The organism is Streptomyces sp. NPDC021212, assembly GCF_044332925.1.
Taxonomy (GTDB): domain Bacteria; phylum Actinomycetota; class Actinomycetes; order Streptomycetales; family Streptomycetaceae; genus Streptomyces.
Genome location: NZ_JBIRPZ010000014.1, coordinates 126,444 through 148,682 on the forward strand (window position 1 = coordinate 126,444; position 22,239 = coordinate 148,682).

General features: G+C 70.0%; 19 protein-coding genes and 3 pseudogenes. 14 read left to right on the forward strand and 8 right to left on the reverse strand.

Features of this window, described 5'->3' with window-relative positions; genetic code table 11:
* Positions 1 to 118 precede the first annotated feature (118 nt).
* The 6 genes from ACH4SI_RS32630 (at position 119) to ACH4SI_RS32655 (ending at position 8,236) form a co-directional block, all read left to right on the forward strand.
* Positions 119 to 2,548 carry a histidine kinase gene (locus ACH4SI_RS32630; protein ID WP_398302080.1) on the forward strand — a complete coding sequence of 810 codons (2,430 nt, stop codon included), beginning with the start codon at positions 119 to 121 and terminating at the stop codon, positions 2,546 to 2,548.
* On the forward strand, positions 2,545 to 3,228 hold the full coding sequence (locus tag ACH4SI_RS32635; protein ID WP_398302083.1) for a response regulator: 684 nt from the start codon (positions 2,545 to 2,547) through the stop codon (positions 3,226 to 3,228). The genes ACH4SI_RS32630 and ACH4SI_RS32635 overlap by 4 nt, the downstream gene beginning before the upstream one ends.
* A 205-nt stretch (positions 3,229 to 3,433) precedes the next feature.
* Positions 3,434 to 3,784, forward strand: a complete 351-nt coding sequence (locus ACH4SI_RS32640) for an SCO4225 family membrane protein (protein WP_398302085.1) — start codon at positions 3,434 to 3,436, stop codon at positions 3,782 to 3,784.
* A gap of 533 nt (positions 3,785 to 4,317) precedes the next feature.
* Positions 4,318 to 6,333, forward strand: coding sequence for a LodA/GoxA family CTQ-dependent oxidase (locus ACH4SI_RS32645; RefSeq protein ID WP_398302087.1), 2,016 nt, complete (start codon positions 4,318 to 4,320; stop codon positions 6,331 to 6,333).
* On the forward strand, positions 6,330 to 7,487 hold the full coding sequence (locus ACH4SI_RS32650; RefSeq protein WP_398302089.1) for an NAD(P)/FAD-dependent oxidoreductase: 1,158 nt from the start codon (positions 6,330 to 6,332) through the stop codon (positions 7,485 to 7,487). Before ACH4SI_RS32645 ends, ACH4SI_RS32650 begins: the two co-directional genes overlap by 4 nt.
* A gap of 23 nt (positions 7,488 to 7,510) precedes the next feature.
* Complete coding sequence (locus ACH4SI_RS32655) at positions 7,511 to 8,236, forward strand: hypothetical protein (RefSeq protein ID WP_398302091.1); 726 nt, start codon at positions 7,511 to 7,513, stop codon at positions 8,234 to 8,236.
* 920 nt (positions 8,237 to 9,156) lie between these two features.
* Here the strand turns inward: ACH4SI_RS32655 and ACH4SI_RS32660 are convergent.
* Both ACH4SI_RS32660 and ACH4SI_RS32665 read right to left on the reverse strand, forming a co-directional pair.
* Positions 9,157 to 10,281, reverse strand: a complete 1,125-nt coding sequence (locus ACH4SI_RS32660; RefSeq protein ID WP_398302093.1) for a hypothetical protein — start codon at positions 10,279 to 10,281, stop codon at positions 9,157 to 9,159.
* Between the two features lie 211 nt (positions 10,282 to 10,492).
* Entirely contained in the window at positions 10,493 to 10,882 is a 390-nt protein-coding gene (locus ACH4SI_RS32665; protein ID WP_398302095.1) for a nuclear transport factor 2 family protein, read from the reverse strand.
* Between the two features lie 357 nt (positions 10,883 to 11,239).
* On the opposite strand from ACH4SI_RS32665, the gene ACH4SI_RS32670 reads away from it, so the two are divergent.
* Both ACH4SI_RS32670 and ACH4SI_RS32675 read left to right on the forward strand, forming a co-directional pair.
* Complete coding sequence (locus ACH4SI_RS32670) at positions 11,240 to 11,725, forward strand: Ku protein (RefSeq protein ID WP_398302097.1); 486 nt, start codon at positions 11,240 to 11,242, stop codon at positions 11,723 to 11,725.
* Between the two features lie 97 nt (positions 11,726 to 11,822).
* Positions 11,823 to 12,206 carry a hypothetical protein gene (locus ACH4SI_RS32675; protein ID WP_398302100.1) on the forward strand — a complete coding sequence of 128 codons (384 nt, stop codon included), beginning with the start codon at positions 11,823 to 11,825 and terminating at the stop codon, positions 12,204 to 12,206.
* A gap of 152 nt (positions 12,207 to 12,358) precedes the next feature.
* Here the strand turns inward: ACH4SI_RS32675 and ACH4SI_RS32680 are convergent, their stop codons facing one another.
* Together ACH4SI_RS32680 and ACH4SI_RS32685 are read right to left on the reverse strand one after the other, a co-directional pair.
* Positions 12,359 to 12,886, reverse strand: coding sequence for a GNAT family N-acetyltransferase (locus ACH4SI_RS32680; protein ID WP_398302297.1), 528 nt, complete (start codon positions 12,884 to 12,886; stop codon positions 12,359 to 12,361).
* Positions 12,887 to 13,627: 741 nt separating this feature from the next.
* Positions 13,628 to 14,035, reverse strand: a pseudogene (locus tag ACH4SI_RS32685) (transposase); the annotation flags it as partial.
* 163 nt (positions 14,036 to 14,198) lie between these two features.
* Here ACH4SI_RS32685 and ACH4SI_RS32690 point away from each other — a divergent pair.
* Positions 14,199 to 14,363, forward strand: a complete 165-nt coding sequence (locus tag ACH4SI_RS32690; protein WP_398302102.1) for a hypothetical protein — start codon at positions 14,199 to 14,201, stop codon at positions 14,361 to 14,363.
* 144 nt (positions 14,364 to 14,507) lie between these two features.
* Here ACH4SI_RS32690 and ACH4SI_RS32695 read toward each other — a convergent pair whose 3' ends face one another.
* Positions 14,508 to 14,648 (reverse strand): hypothetical protein, encoded by a 141-nt coding sequence (locus tag ACH4SI_RS32695; RefSeq protein WP_398302104.1) that lies wholly within the window; start codon positions 14,646 to 14,648, stop codon positions 14,508 to 14,510.
* A 756-nt stretch (positions 14,649 to 15,404) separates the two neighbouring features.
* On the opposite strand from ACH4SI_RS32695, the pseudogene ACH4SI_RS32700 reads away from it, so the two are divergent.
* The 3 genes and pseudogenes from ACH4SI_RS32700 to ACH4SI_RS32710 all read left to right on the forward strand — a co-directional run.
* Positions 15,405 to 15,668 (forward strand): annotated as a pseudogene (locus ACH4SI_RS32700) (YncE family protein); the annotation flags it as partial.
* A gap of 289 nt (positions 15,669 to 15,957) precedes the next feature.
* Positions 15,958 to 16,038: pseudogene (locus tag ACH4SI_RS32705) on the forward strand (hypothetical protein); the annotation flags it as partial.
* 650 nt (positions 16,039 to 16,688) lie between these two features.
* Positions 16,689 to 17,195, forward strand: coding sequence for a hypothetical protein (locus ACH4SI_RS32710; RefSeq protein WP_398302299.1), 507 nt, complete (start codon positions 16,689 to 16,691; stop codon positions 17,193 to 17,195).
* Between the two features lie 498 nt (positions 17,196 to 17,693).
* Here ACH4SI_RS32710 and ACH4SI_RS32715 read toward each other — a convergent pair whose 3' ends face one another.
* On the reverse strand, positions 17,694 to 18,515 hold the full coding sequence (locus ACH4SI_RS32715) for an SDR family NAD(P)-dependent oxidoreductase (protein ID WP_398302106.1): 822 nt from the start codon (positions 18,513 to 18,515) through the stop codon (positions 17,694 to 17,696).
* Between the two features lie 115 nt (positions 18,516 to 18,630).
* Between ACH4SI_RS32715 and ACH4SI_RS32720 the strand changes: the two genes are divergently transcribed.
* A complete protein-coding gene (locus ACH4SI_RS32720; RefSeq protein WP_398302108.1) occupies positions 18,631 to 19,230 on the forward strand; it encodes a TetR/AcrR family transcriptional regulator in 600 nt (199 codons plus the stop codon).
* A gap of 247 nt (positions 19,231 to 19,477) precedes the next feature.
* On the opposite strand, the gene ACH4SI_RS32725 is transcribed toward ACH4SI_RS32720, so the two are convergent.
* Positions 19,478 to 20,332, reverse strand: coding sequence for an arylamine N-acetyltransferase (locus ACH4SI_RS32725; RefSeq protein ID WP_398302110.1), 855 nt, complete (start codon positions 20,330 to 20,332; stop codon positions 19,478 to 19,480).
* 361 nt (positions 20,333 to 20,693) lie between these two features.
* On the opposite strand from ACH4SI_RS32725, the gene ACH4SI_RS32730 reads away from it, so the two are divergent.
* Positions 20,694 to 21,074 carry a hypothetical protein gene (locus ACH4SI_RS32730; protein WP_398302112.1) on the forward strand — a complete coding sequence of 127 codons (381 nt, stop codon included), beginning with the start codon at positions 20,694 to 20,696 and terminating at the stop codon, positions 21,072 to 21,074.
* Positions 21,075 to 21,273: 199 nt separating this feature from the next.
* Here the strand turns inward: ACH4SI_RS32730 and ACH4SI_RS32735 are convergent, their stop codons facing one another.
* Positions 21,274 to 21,456, reverse strand: a complete 183-nt coding sequence (locus ACH4SI_RS32735; protein ID WP_398302114.1) for a hypothetical protein — start codon at positions 21,454 to 21,456, stop codon at positions 21,274 to 21,276.
* Positions 21,457 to 22,239 lie beyond the last annotated feature (783 nt).

Consider the following 22,239-nt stretch of genomic DNA (forward strand, 5'->3'; position numbering starts at 1 on the left):
CGTAGAGAGGGAACCGGCGTCGCGTCGCTCACCACGGCATGTGCAACCCAGGTAAGAGAACGGAATCCGCCTCCAGCGGGAGGGGGCCGTTCGCTTGCGGCCATAGCCTTGATCCGTCATGAATCGAAAAGACGACCGGGTGATCCCGGTCCTGCTGACCTGTGCCCAGGCCGTTGTGTGGCCCGGCGCGGAACTGGTGCGTGGGGCCGTCCCGCCCGCGTCCGCCCTCTTTGTGGCTGCCCTGGTCGCCGGACTCGTGACGGCCGCGCTCGCACTACGCCGCGCCCGCCCGGTGGCCAGCCTCGTTCTGGTCGCCGCCGCCTGTGCGGTGGGCGCGGGACCGCTGCCCGCCGGGGCGATGGCGGTATTCGGCACCGCGGGTGTGGCGCTGGCCCTGTTCACCGTGGCGGCGAAACGCGACACCTTCACCGCCGTGTTGTGCGTCATGGCGCTCGCCGCCTGGCAGCTGCTGCAGGGCCTCAGCCTCCACGGGCTCAGCGACCGGGATGGACTCGACCTCGTCCTGACCACGGTGCTGTACGCCGCCACGTGCGGCGCCGGTCTGCTGGTGCGGCACAGAAGTCGCGCGCGGCAAGCTGCCGAGCAGTTGCTGAAGCGGGCCGAGGCCGAGCGCCACCGGCTCCCTGCGGTCGAACGGCGCCGCATGGAACGGGAGCTGCACGACGTCAGCGCCCACCATCTGACGGCCGTGGTGGTCACGGCGGGGGCAGCGCTCGGCCTGCGTGACCGTCGCCCGGAACTGGCCGACGAGGCCCTTCGGTTCGCCGCGGAGACCGGCCGCGAGGTCACCCGGGCCCTGGGAGCGGTGCGGGCTCCGGCGCCCTCGCAGGCAGAACAGCCCTCGCCCAAGGAGCGGCTGCTCGACCTGGTCGCGGGGTTTCGCCGGCTGGGCCAGCGGGTGGACTGCGAGATCGATCCGTTGCCGGACGGTGCCGTCGCGGACGCGGTGTACGGCATTGTGCGCGAGGCCCTGACCAACGTGACACGACACGCGCCCGGTGCGCATACGAGGGTGCGGTGCCGGTACGGCGACATCCGCACGGACGTCGTGGTCACGAGCGCGGCGCCGCCGACCGGGTCGGCGGCGCACGGTGCGGGCCTCGGCTCAGGACGCGGCCAGGGCTTCTTGCGGTCCCGGGCACGGGAGGCGGGCGGCACCCTGACCAGCGGCCCGACGGCGGAGGGCGGTTGGGAGGTGCGCGCCGTCCTGCCCGGCCGGAGTGCCGTCCCGGCGGAGCGGTCGGTTCCGCGGAGCTACCGCCTGGCGCAGGTGACGGCCGCGGTCGGTCTCGTCCTGCAGCCGTTGCTTCCCGCGCTGGTCATCCGGGCCGGTACGACGTCGAGCGGGCCGCAGGTATCGGCGGGCGTGCTCTTCGCGTTGCTGGCCGCGGCACAGGCCCTCGCGCTGCTCTGGCTGCGTCGGGCACCCCGCGCCGCTCAGGGCGTTCTGTTCGCTCTTGCCCTGCTCTGGCCGGTGGCGATGGCCACGGGCGAGTACACCGGTCCGGTGGTCCTCCCGCCCGCGTTGAGCATGCTCGCCACCTGCGCGGCCCTCGCCGCGGACGCGGCTCGTACCGCGGCCGGCAGCGCCGCCGGATCCTGCTCTGCCGAAGACCGTCGGCGCCTGCCTCTGCCGGCCGGCCCGGTCGTGGCCGTGGTGGCGCATGCGGCGGCCGCGGCCGCCGCCGTCCTGAACCGTGGCACGACCCTCCCCGTCTGGGCGGTCGCCGCGGGGGCGACAGCCGGGGCGGCCCTGGCGGTCGGCGCTGCATGGCGGGGCGGAGCCCTGCGCGGGCGGCGCGAGCGGGCCGCCCGCGGGACACGGGAGGAACGCTTCGCCGTCTGGACCGAGGAGGCGGTCCGGGACGCGTGGGCCGAGCGCCGCCGGATCGCCACCGGGCTGGAGACCACCGCGTTGGCGCGCACCGCCGACGTGGTCGCGGAGGCGGAGGCGGGCCGACTGGAGGCGGCCGCCGAACGCGCCCGCGAGGCCCTGGCCGCGATGCGCGCCCTGCTCGACGCCGTCCACGAGGCCGAGACGACGCCCGAACTGCGGCCGCAGCCCACCCTCCACGCTCTGGACCTGCTCGCCCACCAGGTCCGGGCCACCGGCCGTGACGTCGAGATACGGCTGACCGACCGCGTGCCCGAGCGGCTGCCCACCGCGGTGGACCTGGCCGCCTACCACGCCGCCGAGACGGTGCTCACGGCCGGCGGGGCGGAACCCGCGGAGCTCGAACTCGACGCCGAGGACGATACGTTGACGCTCACGGCCACCGGAGTGCCGGGCACCGCGCTCCCCGCCGTACAGGAGCGGCTGCGGGCGCGGGTCGCGGCGCTGGGCGGCACCCTGACCACCGCTCCGCCGGGCCCGGTGCGCCTGCGGCTGCCATTCGCTCCGGGCGGAACGGCCGGAGATGATGCGGTGGGGACCGGCGGCGGACCCACCCACGGGGGCGGACCTGCGACCGCCGGCGCTCCAGTGCCGGAGCAGGCAGACCAGGAAGATGGAGAAAGGGAACGATGAGCCTCAGCGTGCTGGTCGTCGACGACCAAGGCGTCGTACGGGCGGGGTTCGCCGCCCTGATCGACGCCGAGGAGGACATGACGGTCGTCGGCGAGGCCGCCGACGGCGCCGAAGCAGTACGGCTCGCCGAGCAACTGGCGCCCGACGTGGTCGTCATGGACGTCCGGATGCCCGAGCTGGACGGCATCGCCGCTACCCGGATCATCGCCGGCCGGGAGGACGCGCCCCGTGTTCTGGTCCTCACCACCTTCGACCTCGACGCCAACGTCTTCGACGCGCTGCGCTCCGGTGCCTCCGGTTTCCTGCTCAAGGATGTCCATCCCGGCGAACTCCTGCAGGGCATCCGGGTGGTGGCCGCCGGCGAGAGCGTGCTCGCCCCGTCCGCGACCCGTCGGCTCATCGGCCACTACGCTTCCGGAGCGAGAACCGCCCTTGCGGCCGGGCGCGCCCCCCGCGAACTGGACAGCCTGACCGGCCGTGAGCGGAACGTCCTCACCCTGGTCGCCTCCGGACTCACCAACGCGGAGATCGCCGAACAGCTCGGCATCACCGTCGGCACCGTGAAGTCCCACGTGAACGCGCTGCTCCGTAAGCTCGAACTGCGCGATAGGGTGCAGGCGACGATCCTCGCCTACGACCTCGGCCTCGCTCGCCCGAACCCGCCCGACACCCACATCTGACGGCCCCCCGGCGGCCACCGGACAAGGCGGGCTGCAGGGCTTCGAGATGAAGTCCTTCACCGGACATGCCGTGAGGCCGCGCCCCGCCAGGGTGCGCCTGGACGTCCCCGCCCGGCGGCCGGGGTGCCGTACCCGCCGTCCCCACCCGTCGCGCGGGCCGCACGAGGGCCGCCGTTCCGGCGTAACGGGAGACGCCGCACCACCCATGACCACCACACCTGAGGAGTCCACCGTCGTGACCGGTTCCGGCCGATTTTTCGTCCACCGTCTGCGCCACGCGTTCGGCGAAGTCGTCGCCCGCGTCTACCTGGCGGTCTGTACCGTCCTGCTCGCGTGGGCGCTCGTGGTGACCGTCAGCGACGGCTCGGGCGAGTCCATGGCGGGTGTCATCCCGCTGCTCGCCACCGCCTCGGCCAGTCTCGTGCTGCTCGTGCTGCCGGACCACGACGCGATGTTCGTCGCCGCCGTCACTGTCGGGGCGCTGGTCAACGCCGCGGTCATCGGATGGTGCGCTCGCGCACTGCGCCGCGGCGACAGGCCGGACCCTTCGTCCTGAGCCCGGGTGCATTGACCATTGATGGCCGGGAGACGGGTGCGCTGACCGGTGGCCGTCCCTCTCAGCCGGTTGCCCGGAAGCCTGTCAGGACAACGTCGGTGTACCGGTTGGCCGTCACCGTCCTCGCCCCGCGAAGACGGCATCGCGCTCACACGCTCGGATTCTCACCTCTCCGAGATCGACGACTGGGCGGCGATCCCATCGCCTCGGGGGTTACACCCGCAAGGCCCGGCCCTGCAGGATCGTACGCGGAACCGGGTTCAGATGGCTTCGAGTTCCACCAGCGAGTACAGGGAGTGGGTGGGGCTGACGGCCGTGCGCCGCCATCCGACGTGCGCGCGACGAGGGCCGGTCGGTGACGACGTACGTGGAGCGCACGTTCCGCCTCCAAGGCAGCGCTGTCTTGTCGACTTCCCCTGTTCCCGACGGTGTGCGAGGTGGGGCCGCGGCTGTGCTACCAGTCTTGATATGCGGCCGGAATCGCCAAAACTTACGATGGAGACTGGACCGCTCCGCATAGGGAAGGCGCTGCGATGGACGGTCAAATCGTGCAGGTGAAGATTCACCCTGCGATCGGTGTCGCCCGGGTGGGCAACAGCACCGAAACACCCTTCATCGGCCCGGAATCACCGGACAAGAAACCCGCGGACCTCGGCTCTTACAAGGATGGTTCCGGGGCAATCCGGAGGCAGGCTGCGCGTTTCCGGGTGTACGGATACAATGCCGCAGGCGAGGTCGTACGGGAGCTGAAGCCGGGCGACGCGGGTGTTTCCGAGATTCAGTGGACTGTGCACCTGGCCAACAAAAAGCCCGCCTGGTACCAGTTCCATCTGCCGCTCGACATTCCCGAGGGCAATGCGCTCACGGCCGGGCAATACGCTCGGCGAAATGCCGACGTCGTGGGCGCCGACCGGCAGAAGCTGGTCAACGACCCCGGAAGCCGCACCGTTCGCGGCTCGATGACCGAGACGCAGAAGTTCGATTCCGGCAAGATCATGGGCAAGGCGGTGTACCTCGGAGAGATTTCCACCCATTCCGACGGCCGCCTGGTGGTGCTCGGCGGCAGGGGAATCTCCGCCTCCTACAAGAACAAACCGATCACCGGAGTCGCCAACAACGACACCTGGTACGACGACGTGTCCGACGGCCCGGTGACGGCGAAGGTCCGTATCGACGGCAGAGAACTGACCGCCACCTCGGCCTGGGTCGTGGTGGGGCCTCCGCACTACGCCCCTGGCGTGAAGCCCATCCGCACCCTCTACGACCTGCTCTTCGATGTCTTCGTCAAGGCCGGTTCGCTGACCCGCCCGCAGCAGATCTCGTTCACCGATCACATCGAACCGATGCTGCGCCGGTTCTGCGATCTGCAGTGGGTCAACAAGGGTTTCGCCACGCAGTTCGGCTGGAACGGCCCCAACTTCTTCCTCTCCCCCGCGATGCGGAAGCGGCTCGCCGATCCGTCCAACCGGAACCGGGAACTGCGCCGCCAGACGTACGTCGCCCTGCGCGACTACTACCGGGACGGAAAGTCCCCGCTGCCGTGGCCGTGGCTCTACGGCGACGCCATGGCCAGTAAGCCCAAGTCCGTGCGTCAGCACATCACGCTGTCCCCGACCCAGGACTGGATGCTGCAGCGCTGGGCAGACGGCGCGTTCCAGGCGGGACCGTTGCGACAGCCCCGCCCCACGGTGGACGACGCCCCTGTCGCCGAGCAGCCGGGGCTGCTGGACCGGGCGGCCCTGGAGAACTGTGCCGCCGACGCGTTCCACCCGGGGTGCGAGGTCACCTGGCCGATCAGGACCCCGAGCATGTTCAGCGAGCCCTTCCGCATCCTGCACCGAAGCACTCCGGAACCCGACTTCGGGCCCACCCTCACCCCGCAGGAGGCGGCCGCCAAGAACGGTCCGCTGTACGCGCAGGGACCCGGAGACCTCACCCGCTGGATGGCCGCCCCGTGGCAGGCGGACACCGCGAGCTGCCGCTCCGGCTACGAGGTACTGGCCAACCTCGGGCCCCGCTACAGTCCGTACCTGCCGACCTTCTGGCCTGCCCAGGTTCCCAACCATGTGCTCATGTTGGAGGACTTCGAGAAGGTCAACACGCCGCCGACCGGCAGCGACGACAGCGCCCGGGAGGAGGCGTTCGAGCGGCGGGCGACCTGGCTGCGCGGCCTGAACGGCAGCATGAACGAGCAGCGCACACAGATGATCACGGACTGGCCGAAGCTCGGCATCGTCGAGGTGCGCGACTACACCGTGGGCGACGGGAAGTTCCCCGAACGGATTCATGTGGAGTCACGCCCGGGAGCACCGCTCGACCAGGCACTGGACACGGCAAACCTCGTCAACCTGCAGGTGCCCGAGGCGGGTCCGCCCGTGCTGGCCGCCGCAGACGGCACCTGGCCCGCGGACAGGCCCACCCCCGAAACCGTCGAGGCCGAGTACGTGGCACGGGCGGTCAGCGAGGCGGTGGAGGCGACCGGCTACCGCGAAGAGGAGATCGCCGCCGGCTACCTCGAGAAACTCGACCCCTTCCACGAGGGGCTGTGAGCCCCGCCCCCGGCACGGAAACCTACGACGTCGTGGTGGCCGGCGGCGGCCCGGCCGGATGCGCCGCCGCGCTCACACTCGCCCGGGCCGGCCGTACGGTTCTGCTGGCGGACGCCGACACCGGGCCGCCGAAGGTCGGCGAGACGCTCGTGCCCGCCGGGCGGGTCCTGCTCGGCGACCTCGACGTCGCCGACCGCGCCCTTGGGTCGGGGCATCTGCCCTGCTATGGCAATCTTTCGGCGTGGGGCTCGGCCCACCTGCACGCCGTGGACTTCATCAACGATCCACACGGCCATGGCTGGCACCTCGACCGGCGGCTGTTCGACCGGCGACTGCGCGACGCCTCCCGCGCCGCGGGTGCCGAGGTCGCCGAGGGCACGGCCGTACGCGCAGCGGCGCGGCAGCCGGACCGCGGTTGGACTCTGGCTCTGCGCGGCGGCACGGACCCCGCCGATTCCGGGGCCGGTGGCGAGCGTACGGTGCACTGCCGCTGGGTGATCGACGCCACCGGCCGCGCCGCCGCGATCGCCGTTCGGTGCGGGGCCCGGCGCCTGGTCCGGGACCGGCTCACAGCCCTCCTCGCGCTCCTGGAGGCGGACCCGCGGGACACCGACCGCTGTTCGCTCGTCGAGTCCGACGAGGACGGCTGGTGGTACACCGCGCCGCAGCCCTCCGGGGGGCGCCTGGTCGCCTACTTCACCGACACCGACCTGCCTGCCGCCCCGTACACCGCGCGCCACTTCCGCCGACGGATGTTGGCCACCCGGCACGTGTCCCAGCGGGCCCGCCGACACGGACCCACGCCACCCGCCGGGCCCCGCCGGGCCGCCGCACACACAGCGCACCTGGACCGGGTGTACGGAGACGGCTGGACCGCCGCCGGGGACGCCGCGGTCGCCTTCGACCCGCTCTCCTCCCAGGGCGTCCTCACGGCCCTCTACACCGGGATGAGCGCGGGCCGGGCCGTCGACGCCTGCCTGAGTCGCGTGCATGACGGCGAGGACCCGGCCCTCGCCGCCTACGCACACAAGGTCGCGGCCGCCCGGACCGCGTATCTGCGCGGCCACCGTCTCATTCACGCCCAGGAGGTCCGCTGGGCCCACCGCTCTTTCTGGGCGCGGCGCCTGGCCGACCTCCCCAACTCTTCCTTCTGAGCGCAGGAAAGGAGCAGCGCATCATGAGCACGAGCAGGGAACATGAAGCCGACCCCACCAGCGGAGCCCTGCATGGTCTCCACCGGTTTCTGCTGATCGGCAAGAGACGGATCTTCTCTTACCACTTGGCGCTCTACAACGTGGAGGCGCATGCCTTCCAGGCAATCGTGACCCTCAGCCTCGCAGACGCCGTGCGCGAGGCGTATCTCGCGGATCTGGAGGTGAACAAGGGCAAGAAGGTCTTCTACAGCCTCTTCTCCCCAGACCACTTTCCGCTCGCGGACCTCAAACAGGGCAAGACCTTCAAGGTCCAGCTGGAACGGGTCATCGTCAAACCTGACGGATCACGGGAATTCCAGAAGATGCTGAACGGGCAGCAGACCGAGGCGGCCTGCAGAGCCGAGGACGTGCGGTATTTCCGGAAGCTGGGAGGGCTGGAATACCCCACCTACCTCACCTGCCTGATGTTCGGCGAGGGCGACGAGGTACACATTGCGCACCAGCTCGCGAAGAAGCCGAACTGGGACGAGGTCATCACCGTCACTGAGCCGCGAGACATCGACCCCACCCTCCTGAGCAAAGTTCCGGAGATCACCATCGAGTCGATCGAGGACCCGCACGGTGTCGTGACCGAGAGCCCCTTGAAGAGGGGGCAGAGGTACGACGCCAAGATCAACGGAGCCGGTGCGTCGATCAGCTTCAAGGCAGGTCGGCAGGGCTGGTGGAACCACACCAGCCTCAACAACTGAGTCGTCGACGACGGCTGCGGCATCCGCGGTGTCCCCAGCGCCGTTGCGGGCTTGGTCGTTGACGGGCAGATCATTGTCGGCGGAGGCTCGGACGGCCTGCGGTTCGCGCAATGGGCCGGACTCTCAGGAGGCGACGGGGTCCCCGGCCGGCACCCCAGCGGCGCGGCCTCGCGCACCCCGTCACTCAGCCGCTTTTCCGGCTTACGCCCGCGGGCGGCGGCGCCTAGCCCTGCCCCCGCCCGCACAGCGGTACCGGAAATCGGCCTCGACCGGAGAGACCGCACGGGCGGGGACATAGCGGCCGGACGCCTCGGCCTCGTACAGGGCGTAGCTCGAGCGGTCATTGGCGGTGGTCCTGGCGGACGACCCGTTTTGTCGTAGTGGCGCGTCCGGCCCAGGTCGGTCAGTACCGACTGCCGGGAGACGTTGAACCATTCGTAACTGCCCTTGTCACACGCCCGGTCGGCAGCCTCATCGCCGTCTCCCCCGGAACAGCGGGCCGCCCCCGTGACGATCACCATGGCCGCCATGGCGGTGGTCCACCTGCGCTTCGTTCGCTCATCCCCGTTGTCTGTGCCGCGCCACCGCGGCCGATCATGGTCGTCGGGCGTGATCCACAACAAGGCAGGAACGGACAAGGGCGGGCGGAGGTTTCACTTCCGGAAGCCGAATTCCTGGCAGCGGAGGTGCGGCTGCTTGCCCCGGAACACTGGATCGCCTGCCACCACCCGCACACCTCCGGGAACGTCACTCCAGCTGGGCCGCGGCCTCCCGTGGCTCGGACGAACGGAGGAAGCGCAAGTCCTCCATGACCAGCGCGACATCGGTGGCGCCGCCGCGGCGGAGGGCTGGGGCCAGCGCGTCCAGGTCGGACCAGCGGGACGGACGGAGGCGGACGCGGTAGCCGTCTCCGGCGGGCTTCAGGGTGAGGGCTTCGCCGATGGCGAGCCTGCTCTCCGGGAGGTGGGCCGCGGTCGCTCCGGCTGCTCGTTCCAGGGCGGTGACCGAGGTGACCGCGGCGGCGATGGGCAGTGTCGTGTCCGGGCCGGTGATGTGTTCGTGCAGGTCACGCAGGCGGGCGGCGCGGCCGTACGGGCGGGGTGGTCCTTGGGCAGGCGGTCGGCCAGGAGCCTTACAGCGCGGGCGATGTGACCCAGCGGCGGTACGGACGGACGCTCGCCGAGCAGGGCGATCAGCGCCTCCAGGGCGTCCTCGGCACCGGAGGCGACAGTGACCCACTGCTCGGTGGTGAGCGGAGTGAGCCTCGGGTGGCGGTCCGTCCAGTACGCGACCGCCCGGTCCAGGTCGGGGCCCGTACGCCAGAGGTCGGCGGGGTCGTCGGGCATGAGCAACTCGACGACTTCGACGGCCTCGTCGGTGGTGGTGAGCGCCTCCAGGGAAAGCGCGGCGATGCGCAGTTCGATCTCGGTCAGGTCGAGTTCGCGGGCGCGGGCGGTGTCGCCCTCGCGGAAGGCGGCGACACGGCCCCGCGCCCAGCCGTCCGGCCAGGAGAGCGTGCGGGCCGAGGTGGACAGCAGGATCAGGCACTGGGCCGGTGAAAGGCCGGTGGCCTCGGCGAACGCCCGTACGGTCGCCTCCCGGTCCACGGGCGGCGGGCCGTTCTCGGCGATCAGGTCGAGCGCCCGCCGGAGCCGGTCCGGGTCGCCCCAGCCGCGGCAGGTCCGCAGCTCGACGGCGCGGTTGCGGGTGAACAGGAGCGGGTCGGGGCCGTCCGGGGTGTAGAGGAGCGCCGTGACCGCGTACCCGTGCCCCACCCGCTCGTAGTCGGCGACGGCGGCGGCCACGATGGGGCCGCGGCCCGAGTGGATCTGTCCGAGGTCGTATTCCGGGCGCAGTCGGGCGACGTGCCAGGTGCCGTCGGTACGGAGGAATTCGGGGACGGCGGCCAGTTCCGGAAGTTGCGCCCGCCCGCCGCCGTTGCCCCACGCGGTCTCCAGGACGGCGGCGCCGAGGCGGCCCAGCGTGTTCTCGACCCCCTTGACGGCGGAGGCGTCGAATATCGCGATCTTCTTGTCGTACGGCACATCGACGGCGGCACGGGTGAAGTGGACGATCCTCTCGTACGCGGACTCAGGCCCCGGATCGCCGGCCGGGCGTCAAGGGCCATACCGTCTGCGCGTAGCTCCCGACGTCAATACGGTTCAGAACCTTTACCCCGGACGCGCCGCACCTGGCCCCACCGGCGATCGCGGTGTCCGTGGTTGCCTGCGCTCGGCCGTGGACGAGACGTACCGCTCAGCGGCGGCCTGAGCCCGACCGTACCTCCATGTGGGTGATCAGCCCTTTCTCGAAGGTGTAGACGTGCTCGACCGGTTCCTCGGCCCAGTGGTCGCCCTCCGCGTCGCGCAGCCCCGTCCGCACCGTGGCCACGGTCCGGCCGTCCGTACCGAGGGCCAGCCCTTCGAGGGCCACCAGCGGATGCCCCACCTCGAACTGAGCCTGCCAATAGGCCCGTACCTCCTCATGGCCGCGCAGCCGGGTGTTCTCGGCGACGTTCGGCCAGTCCACCTCCGGGTGCAGGGCCTCGGCCATCATCGCGACCATCTCCGGATGTCCGGGGTGTTGGAACACGTCGTACATCCGGCGCAGCACCTCGACCTGTGCCTCCGGTACGGGCTTGTCCATACGGCCACGCTAGACCTCACGACGGCGCCAGGGGAGGTGATTCTGCCGTCAGCCGATCGCGTCGCCGATGTCCGCGGTGGGCCCGGCACCGCTGAGTACGGAGCCGCCGACAACGCCGGGGCGTGAAGCGGCCCCTGCCGACGAGAGATGCAGCGGGGGCCAGCTCTGCGGCCTCCTCGGTGGTGACGCGGGTGTGGCTCTCGCGGGCCTGCCAGCAGTCGCGGCGATGCGGCCGTCGACTGGCGTCGTCGTCGCCGTATTGGTGCAATTTCTCGAGCACCCACTGCCTGCCCGCCAAACAGCATCAGCTTCCGGCAGATCCACACCGCGGACGGCGGCCGGATCCGGTACCGCAAGGTGTGCGAGATCGAGGACCGCGTGCTTGAGCCGGACGAGATCGGGCGCGCCGACGAGGAGAGCAAAGACCAGCTCGTCCCCATCATGGACGAAGAGCTGGACGATCTGCCGCTGCCCACCGCGCGGGCCATCGCTGTGCAGGCATTCGTGCCGGCCGAACTGCTCGATCCGATCCGGTTCGGGCGCCCCTACTACCTACAGGGCGACGGCGCGGTCGCCGCCAAGCCCTACACCCCGCTACGCGAGGCGCTCCAGCGCAGCGACAAGGTGGCCGTCGCGAAGTTCTCGTGGCACAGACGGAGGCAGTGCCCTCCACCTCACTACGCTCCCTCTCCGCAGCGCCAGTCCATGGGTCCGCCCCGGAGCCCGAAGCCCGGGCAGAGCCGGGGCGTTTTCGTGTCCTTCAAGATTGTTGGCTCGGCCCATGCCGACCCAATCCGGTGGCCGACTCCGGGACCGGACGGACCGGTCGTGTGTCGTGCCTGATAAGCGAAAGGCTATCGATACGGCTTCAACACTTATCAGGATGTCCTTCGCTTTCGCCCGTGGAGGGAGGCAGGGTTGTACACGTGGCACCGACACAATGCGCCGCAAGGCATCCGCCGTCCTGACCATCGTCGCTGCCGTCGGCTGCCTGGGAGCGACCGTTTCATCGGCCGCCGCCTCGGACCGGTCCGCCGCCGCGCCCGACCGCTGGTTCTACTGCTCCGTCGCACCGGCCGGGTCCCTGGTCCTCGACTTCGACACCATCAACGACGACGCCCCGGACCAGAGCATCTGCTGGAGCGGCTCGGGCCGGGCCACCAACCACGACGGCGGTGAACTCCGCCAGGTGCACACCGCGAACAACCGCGGCTCGCTGCACCTGAAGACCGGTTCCAGGGAGTGGGACCTTCCCTTCGACCGCAACCAGACCCACGACATCCCCCAGGACACGGCCCTGCTGGGCCTGTCGCTGAACGAGTAGGCGGTACCGGCGGGCCGGGGTCCCGGGAAGGGGCCCCGGCCCTTCCGTCAGTCTCAGGTCGCGCGTTGCGCGGATGCGTTGCGCGGATGCACAGTGCCGGGCCCGATGGCGGCAGGTTTTCGAAACCGGGGCTCAGCCCTCCAGGCCCCGGGTCAGATCGACCACGTCGAAGGTGTCGCTCGCGGGCGGGCCTGCACCGTGACCGGCTTGTTGATGTCCACGAAAGTGATCGTGATGTCGAGCGGGCTCCAGCCGACCCCTGCGTGACGGCGCGGCACGGCGGTTCCGTCCTCGATGTGTCGATCGGATGTGCCGGTGCGGGTGAACCCGACCTTGGCCAGGACACGGCCGGAAGCCGGATTGGCGGGATGGTGCGTGGCCTCCAGGCGGTCCCAGTCGACAGTGGTGAAGGCAAACTGGACGACGCGCTTGGCGGCTTCGGTGGCGTAGCCGTTGCCCCAGGTGTCCTCACGGAGGATGTAGCTGAGGCTGGCCATGACCGGGGCCCTTCGGCGCAGGGCGATCCGGCCGATCAGATCACCATCGACGTCGATCCCCCACGTCCGCTGCTGGCAGGGCTTTTCGGCCGCCCTTGCGAGGGCCGTACGATTCTTGTCCCGCGCTTCGCCGAGCGTGCATGCCCTGCCGGTGATGTAGCAGACCGAGCCGCCGTTGTAGATGCGCTGGAGAGCCGGGGCGTCATCGAAGGGCCAGCGCGCGCAGGGTCACCATGCGGCGGCCGGCTCCTGGGCGGTGGGCCGGCCTGCGGAGGCCGCGGTCAGGCAGGCCGTGATTGCTTCTTCCAAGGCGGAGAATGACCACGGCCGGACATCGCTGATGGGCGTGGTGCTGCCCTTTGCGATGGCACGCAGCTTCTGAAGCCGGTCGGCGTCATCGTCGTAGCTCCGACCATGAACTGGACGAACGTCCTGGCGGTCTTCGGCACTGTCACCGGCGCTGGTGGCTTGGGCTGGCAGATATGGAGTCACCGCCTCACGGGCGGGCGGGTGAAGGTCTGGTTCACCCGGACGGAGGGCCGGTGGTGGGTACGGAGCAACATGTCGAACGTGGGTCGCCTGGACGTGACAATTGTCGGCTACTCGATCTGGCGGGATGGTCCTGGCCATCGTCTGACCTTGTCTACCTTCCAAGAGAGCCGCAACAGCCGACCGGACCTTCGGAAGCTAGGTCAACTGAGGATTGACAATCCGTCACCCACGTACTGCATCCCAGGGCGTATTCTTCTGCTGCGGGCTAGCCTCGATGTTTCGTGACGGTCCGTCGGTTTGCCCGGGCGGCCCATTTCGGCTGATCGGGCGGGTGGTCGGCACGGCTGTGGCCCGGCCGTCGCGTCGGGTGGGCGCCGGGTTCCACTGCTCCGGGTGTGTGGGTGGCTGGTCGGGGTGGTGCGTCGTTGCTGGTCAGCTGGGGTGCGGTAGGGCTTGCAGTCGTTCGAAGGCGACGCTGATCACCCGGGTCCAGGGCCAGTGGCGGGCCAGGCGGAGCCAGCGCCGACGGCCGGTGGTGACGAGCCGGGCGGCGGCGGAGAACAGCCGCAGCCGCAGGCGTTTGGGTTCCCACCTGCGGGATTCGCCGGTCAGGGCGAGATGGACGACCTCCGGCCAGATCTGGTTCTGGGCCGCGTCGTGCAGGGGTAGGTTCCGCAGGCCGGTGTCGCGGGCCGCACGGATACGGTCCTCAGCCCGCGCCCGCTGGCGGTGCCGCAGCTCAAGGGCCGCGATCGGGGTGCCGGTCGTGTTTGTCGCGAAGCAAGTCAGCCGCATCCCGTCGGCGTCGGTGAAGCGCGACTGGGCACCGTAGTGGGGCCGTCCTCGACAACACCTATCAGCAGGACACAAACGGACTGTACTGAAGCTGGAAACACGCCACGCCTGTGGTTCGGTCTAGCGCGCCCCCGGCGCGGAAGCCGGGCGGCCCGCTGCCACCAGCGTCGGTGCTCCGCCGCCCACCTGGCCCCGCAAAGAACTGATCGTGGACGTGCTGCACAAGGCCGTCCACGCCTTCGCCTCCGGCGCCATCGCCGACGCCCTCGCCGCACGAGGCGGCCCCGGTCCCGGACAACGCCACGCCGCCATCCGCCCCGGCTGCCACGCAGACGTGGCCCCCCTGCCCCGCAGAGACGCCTACGGTCGCTGACCCGGTCCTCCGGGAGCGGGCCATCCGCGCTCGGGCGGCCCGCCCTTCGCACAGCTCGCCGACGCGGGTTGTACGCCACCGGACCGCGCCACGCATGTACGAACCACACGAGGGGCACTCGCCACACCTGCTACAGCGGTCCATTCAGGTGAGGAGCTCGGCGGAAGTCGTGGCCGAGGAAGGGGCGCTGGGGGCGGCCCAGCTCGGTGAGCCGAAGGCGAGGAGACTGCTCGTGGCCAGCACGGTGGCCACGGCAGTGGCCCAGCGGCGCATCATCATCGTCATGCCCACCACCGTGGCCGGGCCCGGCCATCGCGGGGCCTCAGCTCGGGGGGATTCACCCCCACGGGTGGCTGCCTTCAGAACTCCTCAAGCCCGGTGTGCAGAGCAGGCACACCACCGGCATGCGTCATGAAGAATGTCGGCAGCGATCACTAAGGGGAGCGTCATGCGGCTGACCATCGACACCGAGACGGACACCTACGAGCAGGGGATAGCCGCCGTGTAGGCGCCTACAGACTGCGTCCCGTCACCCACGCCAACTGGCTCAAACCACTACCGCCGAACCACCCCGGCCCGCACGACCTGGGCGACGATGACATCGGGGATGACTGGCTGGATGTCAAAAGACGTTCGGGGAGCGGAAAGCTGCTGTCTCCCGGGCACCCAGTCGCTCTCTTCTGCCGCGCCGCAGTGCTGGTCCGTTTGGGTGATGTGGTGCGGCTGGCCGTTGCCACCCGTTTGGCGTTGCGTCTTACTTGAAGCACGTGCACTCGGCGGAGCCCGCCCCATGCAGTTGCTTGGACTTGTGCTCTTGCCGCCAGCCTTGGGCTTTGTTTCCCGTACGTGCTCAGGGGGCCTTGGACATGACAACGTTGACCTTGCCTCATCCGCTGCTGGCAGTCGGCATGGCAGCACCGGAAAGCTCCGTGCTGCCGGCCTCTGCTGGCGTCACCGTCACCGTCGGCGGCGGACCGCTCGGAGTGGTTCCGGACGGCGCCCGTGCGTATGTGACCTTGGTCAACGACGGCAAACGTCGTCGTGCTCGACACCACCACCAACACCATCACCGCCACCATCCCGGTCGGCGCCGGAGCCGCCCAGGCGGCGCTCACCCCCGATGGCCGCCGCGCCTACGTCACCTGCCAGAACGCCGACGTCGTCAGCGTCATCGACACCGCCACGAACGCGGTGACCGCCACAATTCCCGGTATCAGCGGGCCGACCGGGGCAGCGGTTTCTCCGGACGGTACCCGCGTCTATGTGGCCAGCGTCGACACCGTGGCGGTGGTCGACACTGCCACCAACACCCTCACGGCCTCTATCTCCGTCGGCAACGGCCCGCGCATGGTGACTATGAACCCGGACGGGAACGCGGCCTACGTGGCCAACCTCGGCGCCAACACCGTCACCGGCGATCGACACCGCGACCAACACCGTCGTCGACGCCATCCCGGTGGGCAACGGCCCGATCGGCGTCGCGGTCTCCCCGGATGCGACCCGGCTGTATGTCACCAATTCCCTCGACAGCACCGTCAGCGTGATCGCGCTGACCCTGGGACCCGGCCAGGGCCCCACGGCGGGCGGGACCATCGTGACCATCCGCGGCCACAACCTGGCGCCGGCCACCGCCGTGTACTTCGGCAGCAAGGCCGCCACGATCCTGTCCAACACCGCGACCTCGATCACGGCCAGAACCCCGGCCGGATCGGGCGCGGTCCCGGTCACGGTCACCCCCCCGGCGGCACCAGCCGACTGGGCACCTTCTACTACCGCCCCGCCCCGCTGCTATGCGACATCACCACCACCAGCAACCCGCACAGCGGTGCGGAACCCGCCATGGGCCCCATCGGCAGCGGAGGCACCGCGGTCATCACCGTCATCAACCTCTCCCGCGCCACGACCGTACGCTTCGGTCCCACCCGAGCCACCGTCCAGTCGGCCACCCACACCGCCGTCACCGTCAGTATCCCCGGCGCCCCTCCTCCGGCCCCGTCCCGGTCACCGTCATTACCCCTGGCGGCACCGCCGACGGTCTCACCTTCACCTACCTCGACGCTCCCACCCTGCGAGGTCAACCCCGCCGCAGGCCGGACACCCCGGCCCGGGCACCGTTCACCTGGTCCGCCCACCCGCCGGTCACCGCCTTGCGGGCCATCCACCGATCCGGTGAGCGCCAGTGCCACCGCCGCCGCCCAGCGCTCACCTAGATGCCCGGTTCAGGTGGCCGCGGCAGCACCATCCACCGGAAGCTGCCCCTGGGAAGCGGCACCTCAGCCGACACACCGTCACCTGCCCCCCATTACTGCTCATAGGAGACGCACCATGCGCCACGTCAAACGGCTTGGTCTAGGCACGCTCACCGCCCTGGCCACCGCCCTCTACTGCTCACCCCTGGCATCAGCCGCCACACCAACTCCCGGCACACCTGGACCCCTCCATGGACAGGAGGAAGTCTTCAACCTGACAGCGAGACCGACTCAGACCAACTTCGTCGATGTGGCGCCTCCTGGAAACAGCCAGGGCGACGAGCTCATCGTCACCGGGGACCTCTTTCGCTCCACCACCACGGTGGGCCGATTCGACGAGGTCTGCACCATTACCCGCACCGGACCCATGGATACCAGCGACCTGCAGTGCCAGCTCACTCTGTCGCTGACCAAGGGCCAGATCACGGTGCAGGGAGTATTCACCATCACCAGTGCCGGCCCCGGTGACATCACCCTGGCAATCACCGGAGGGACGGGACGGTACCGCACAGCCCACGGCTACATCCACGCCGTCAACACCAACAACACCGAAACACAGGTCACCGTCCACCTCATCCGATGACCTGAGCGGACTGGTGGTGAGGAGAGCGGCCAGGGCCAGCCGGCCCGGTCGGGACGGGGGGGCAGTTCGGCCCGGCGGGCAGGCTTGCCGGTGAGGCGGCAGAGCCGAGTGAGGATGTCGGTGTCGTAACTACGCAGAGGAATGACACTCCAGAAGACCCTGCGCCGCTACCCCCGACCGGCCCTTCCGGATTCTGATGCCATGCCGCCTTCTTCACCGCATGCTCCACCTCATAGCGGTTGAGCCCCGCCGAGGAGGCGTGCTCCGTCACCGCCGCCTGCACACGCTCAGCTGAGCCACGCCACTGCTCCCACCGCGCCCGGTGCTCCTCACCATCAAGCCCGGATAGTCCCTGGTACTCCACATCTGCGGGCTTCTGCAGGCCAATCAACTCATCGGTTGCAAGATCAGACATGCGGACGATGCCGGAGAGCGGTGGCGGCCCGGCAGAGGCTCTTGACCGCTGGGCGAGCGCGCGGGACGGTCGTGCCAACCCGGTCAGCCAGGGGCAATACGGCTAAGGTGCTCCCAGGACCGGTACAGATCCGCTCGGGCCTGGCCCATCTCCAAGACGTGGTCAAAGGACTGGCTGCCGACTATCAGCCGTCGGGGCGGGTCCGGCAGTGCGGCCAGCTCCATGATCACCGGGGCAGCGGTTTCCGGTTCCGGCCCGACGGCATCGCCCCACATCGCCTCCATCTCGGTGCGCAGGGGCTGATACTGCGCCAGGGGTTCGGTGGTCGTGGTGCCGGTGGTGAACAGGCCGGTGTTGTAGCCGCCCATCTGCACGTTGGTGACCTTGACCCCGAACCCTTCGACCTCCATCGCAAGGGCCTCGCTGAGCGAGTCCAGCGCGGCCTTGCCCGCGCCGTAGAAGCCGACGGTGGCCATGCCGCCGCCGCTGCCCATCGAGGTGACCTGGAGGAGCTGTCCCCCGCCTTGGGCGCGTAAGCGAGGAAGGACCGCCTGAGCCACCCACACAGCGCCGAAGAAGTTCACATCCATATGCGCTCGGATCTGTTCTCCCGTGGCTTCCTCCACCATGCCGTAGAGCATTCCGCCTGCGTTGTTGACGACAACGTCCAGTCTGCCGAACGCAGCTGCCGCCCGCTCCACCCCGTCGAATACGCCCTGCCGGTCGGCGACATCCAGCGAAAGCGGGACCAGGTGGCCGGGGTACTTCTCGGTCAGTTCCTCCAGGGGCCCGACGTTGCGGGCGGCGGCCACTACTCGGTCGCCGCCCGCCAAGGCGGCCTCGGCGAAAGCTCTGCCCAGGCCGCGGGATGCACCGGTGATGAGCCAGACTCTTGCATTCGCCACGGCGCCTCACTCTCAGTAAAGAAAACGGTTCGTCTCGATTCGTTTTGAGCCTAGGGCATCACTCGGGATTCAGCAATACGGTCCGTCTCGTTTCGCTCAGGGGTAGGCTGGGCACATGTCCAACGAGAAGGGCCCGGACCACTCCCGGCGCAAGGAACGGTCGCGGCAGGCAATCTTCGCGGCTACCCGCGCCCTGGTCGCAGAGCAGGCGTACGAGAAGGTCACTGTCGAAGCCATCGCTGCCCGGGCCGGCGTCGGCAAGCAAACGATCTATCGGCGGTGGCCGTCGAAGAGCGCGGTCGTCTTCGCCGCCCTTCTGGCTCTGAGTGAGGGTGCGGGCGGGCACTCGGTCGCGCTGCCGGACACGGGCGACCTTCGGGCAGACCTCAAGCTTGTCATGCGTGCCACGGCGGAGGAGTTCGCCGACCCATCCTTCGACAGGCTGATCCGGGCCCTCAACACCGAGATCGCCAACGATGCCACGCTGGCGGCCGAGTACCGCGAGAAGCTGGCTCAGCCGCTGGAAGAAGCGAAGAAAGCACGTTTGCGCAGCGCCCAGGAAGTCGGCCAGCTCGACGCCGACGCCGACCTCGACCTGGTCCTCGAAGTGCTCTACGCCCCCCTCTTCCAGCGGTGGCTGCACCGCAGCGGTCCGCTGACCGCCGCATACGCCGACTCACTTGTCGACGCGACCCTCAGAGCTTTCGGCCCCTGAACAGGAGCGAAACCACACCCGCAGAGCAGCGTTCCATCCCGCAGACGCCGGGCCTGCGGCTATCCGTGCCGCGCCGCCCGGTGGCGGTCACCAAGCGCGCGAACCGGCAGAAGAGCGACCGGGACCCCACCGAGTGGATGCCGGAGAGGCGGTGCACTGCCGCTACATCGGCGACTGGGTCACCGCCCGTGTTGCGTCAGAACCTGGGTGCCCTGCGCCGGCACCAGCGGTTCGGGAACTTGTGCAGTCAGGCGCCGTTCGCCGGCAGGTCCGTCAGCTTGGTCTCCAGCAGGGCGGCGTCCTCGTCGCTGATCACGACGCCGAAGGCGTCGTCCAGCAGCTTGCGCACCTCTTCGGCGCGCACCGTCTGGGTCTCGGGTGGGATGCTGACGTCCGCCAACTGTGTGGTCCAGGTCAGCCCGTCGAGAATGTGCAGCCGGTCGGGGAGGATCCGCTGGATGAACGGACGGGTGACGAACGGGGAGCGGCCGTTGGAGTCGACGAAGTGGTTTCCGACGGCGAAGTCGATCGGGTACTGCGGGTCAAGGGTCGTCGCGTGCCGGCTCAGCCACCCGTCGGGGCTGTCACCGCTCCGCTGGTACACGGCCCATCCGTCGGCGCCGGGGGTGATCTCCTCATGTTGCACGCGGTATTCCCACGCGCCGGTGGTGAGTGTGGCGCCGTCCGCCAGCTCGATCGGCTCGAACAGGCTCGCCCCAAAACCCACGTCGCACAGCCAGCGGCGCCCCTCCAGCTCGACGATGAGCATGGCGTGCGTGGCCGGAAGGATCTTGTCGGAGCCCATCCGTACCCGGCCGGAGACGGCGGTGAAGCGATAGCCCAGTGCCTCCAGGGCGGCGGCGAATAGGGTCACGTGCTCATAGCAGTAGCCGCCGCGCCCCCGGCGCAACAGCTTGTCCTGGATGGTTGCCAGGTCCAGCGCCACGTGGCCGTGCAAGAAGGCGTCGAGGTTCTCCCAGCCAATGGAGAGGACGTGCGCCCGCTGCAGGGTGCGGAGGGTGCCCAGGGTCGGTGTGCGGTCGCCGTCGTACCCGATGTGTGCCAGATAGGCGTCGAGGTCGAGCTCTTCGCTGTGCCACACGGCAGTCTCCTTCCGTCGCACGCCTGGGTGCGCGCGTACCCGTATCGCATCCGGGGCGGTTCTCTGTCAGCGGTCGCCGGCGGCCGCCCATACGCCAACATGCGGCCCCACGGCCGCATTCCTCCGCGACGCGCGTTCAGCTCGACGTCGTCTTGTTTCAGTTGTCCCAGCTCGCGCTCGCCCGTCACCAGCCAGGGCGCTGCACCTGCACCAGGGTGCTGTCGCCGCCCAGCTGGCGGGTGAGGGGACGGGTGACCGCGCCGACCGGCACCTCTGGCGAGACTCCGCAGGTCAGCAGGTTGCGGCTTCGGGGCGTCCCGAGGATTTGGACACGACGTGAGACTGAACGGCTGGACCCTGCGTGAGGCACCGCGAGAAGCCGCAGGTCACGGCGTCGTCATGGGACACGAGCCACGAGACCCTCCACGGCTCCAGCCCTGGGCCAACGCCGGAGGGGATGCGCCTCGTGGACGCGAAGGAGGCGTGGCGAGTCAAGGCCGGGCCGTGGGCCGGGGCCACGCTCGCGGGCGGCCGGCAGCGGGGCGTCGTGGTCGTCAGCCGCGCCCGCACCGCGGACGGCCGCTGGTGGTACGAGTGCGACGCCCTCCTCCCCGCTCGGCACCAAGGCCCTGACGGCACCACCAAGGCCATCGGTGCGCCCACCCCGATCAGCGTCGAAGCTGATGACATCGCGCAGATTCCGTGCGATGTCTGCCGACCCGACCGGGCTCTCCTCTGCTGACCGCCAGACGGCCCGGCGTGCATGGACACCGCGCCCAGCGTCGGCCACCGCGGCACGGGCGATAACCGGATGCCGCCGGAATGACGCGGAAGCCAGCACCGAAGGCGGCGCTGGCTACGGGCTTTCGGCCTCAGCCAGCCCCGAGGCATCTGGGCTCCTTGTACGTGGCCCTCGCCCGGCCACGCACGAGCGGCCCGGGTCACGGGGCGCCGACAGCGACCACGGGGGTGACCATAGCGACCAGCACCGTCGCAGCGGCCATCGCGACCATCAGCGGCTGGGTGAGTACCAGGCGGCGGTACACCGCGTAGGCGCGACCGCCGACAACCAGCAGGCCGACCAGAAACAGCAGCAGAACAACCAGAAGAACGAACGTGGACACGGGAATTCCCCTTGGGATCAGGCATGCGCAAGCCGCATGCGGGAGGTGGGCGGTAGAGCAGTGGTGACTCCCTGGCCCCTGCGCCGCGGGGCGCCGCCGCGCTGGACCGACCGGCTCCCTTAGGTGATCCCGCCGCGGTCCGCGCCGGCGCCGTGCCGTGCGCTGCACCGGTTCGTTGGGCAGTGCGTGACGATGCCCGCACTTGCCGAGGCGCTGCGCCGCGACGCGGCCGCGTTGCTGGAGGCGTACCAGGCCGGAACGTGAGTCTCCGCGTCGAAGGAACGCCAGTTCGCCGAGGACCTGGCCCGAGGCGCGTGGGACTCGTTGTTCTTCCGTACCGCGCTGCGTGAGGTGCCAGCCGCCGTACGGTCCGGCCGCCTGCTCATGTCCTCGCTCCGGCCTCCGAGGCCTTCGACCAGGCGCACGCTGATGTCGGCGAGGACACTGTGCTGCAGCTGCGCGCGCCAGTCGAGGGGCTCACCGCTTACCCCTGAACCAGTCCCGGCTGCACGAGAAGCACCACCACCGGCTGCGCCCCAGCCGAGATCCTGGCCGGGACGCTCCCCCGAGGTTGCTCTACGGCTCTGGCTTCGAAGCATGCCGCGGAGGCCGCCGGTACGAGCGGCTGGGAGGGGGAATGGTCCGGGACCATCATTCCGTCTGAAGGACGCGGCCCCGAACCCGCCGTAGGATCATCAACGTGACAGTCGCTCGTCGTGCGCTCGGGCCCGGTCCCCGGCACCGATCCCGGCACCCGCTACGACCTCCCCGCACCGGAAGGGT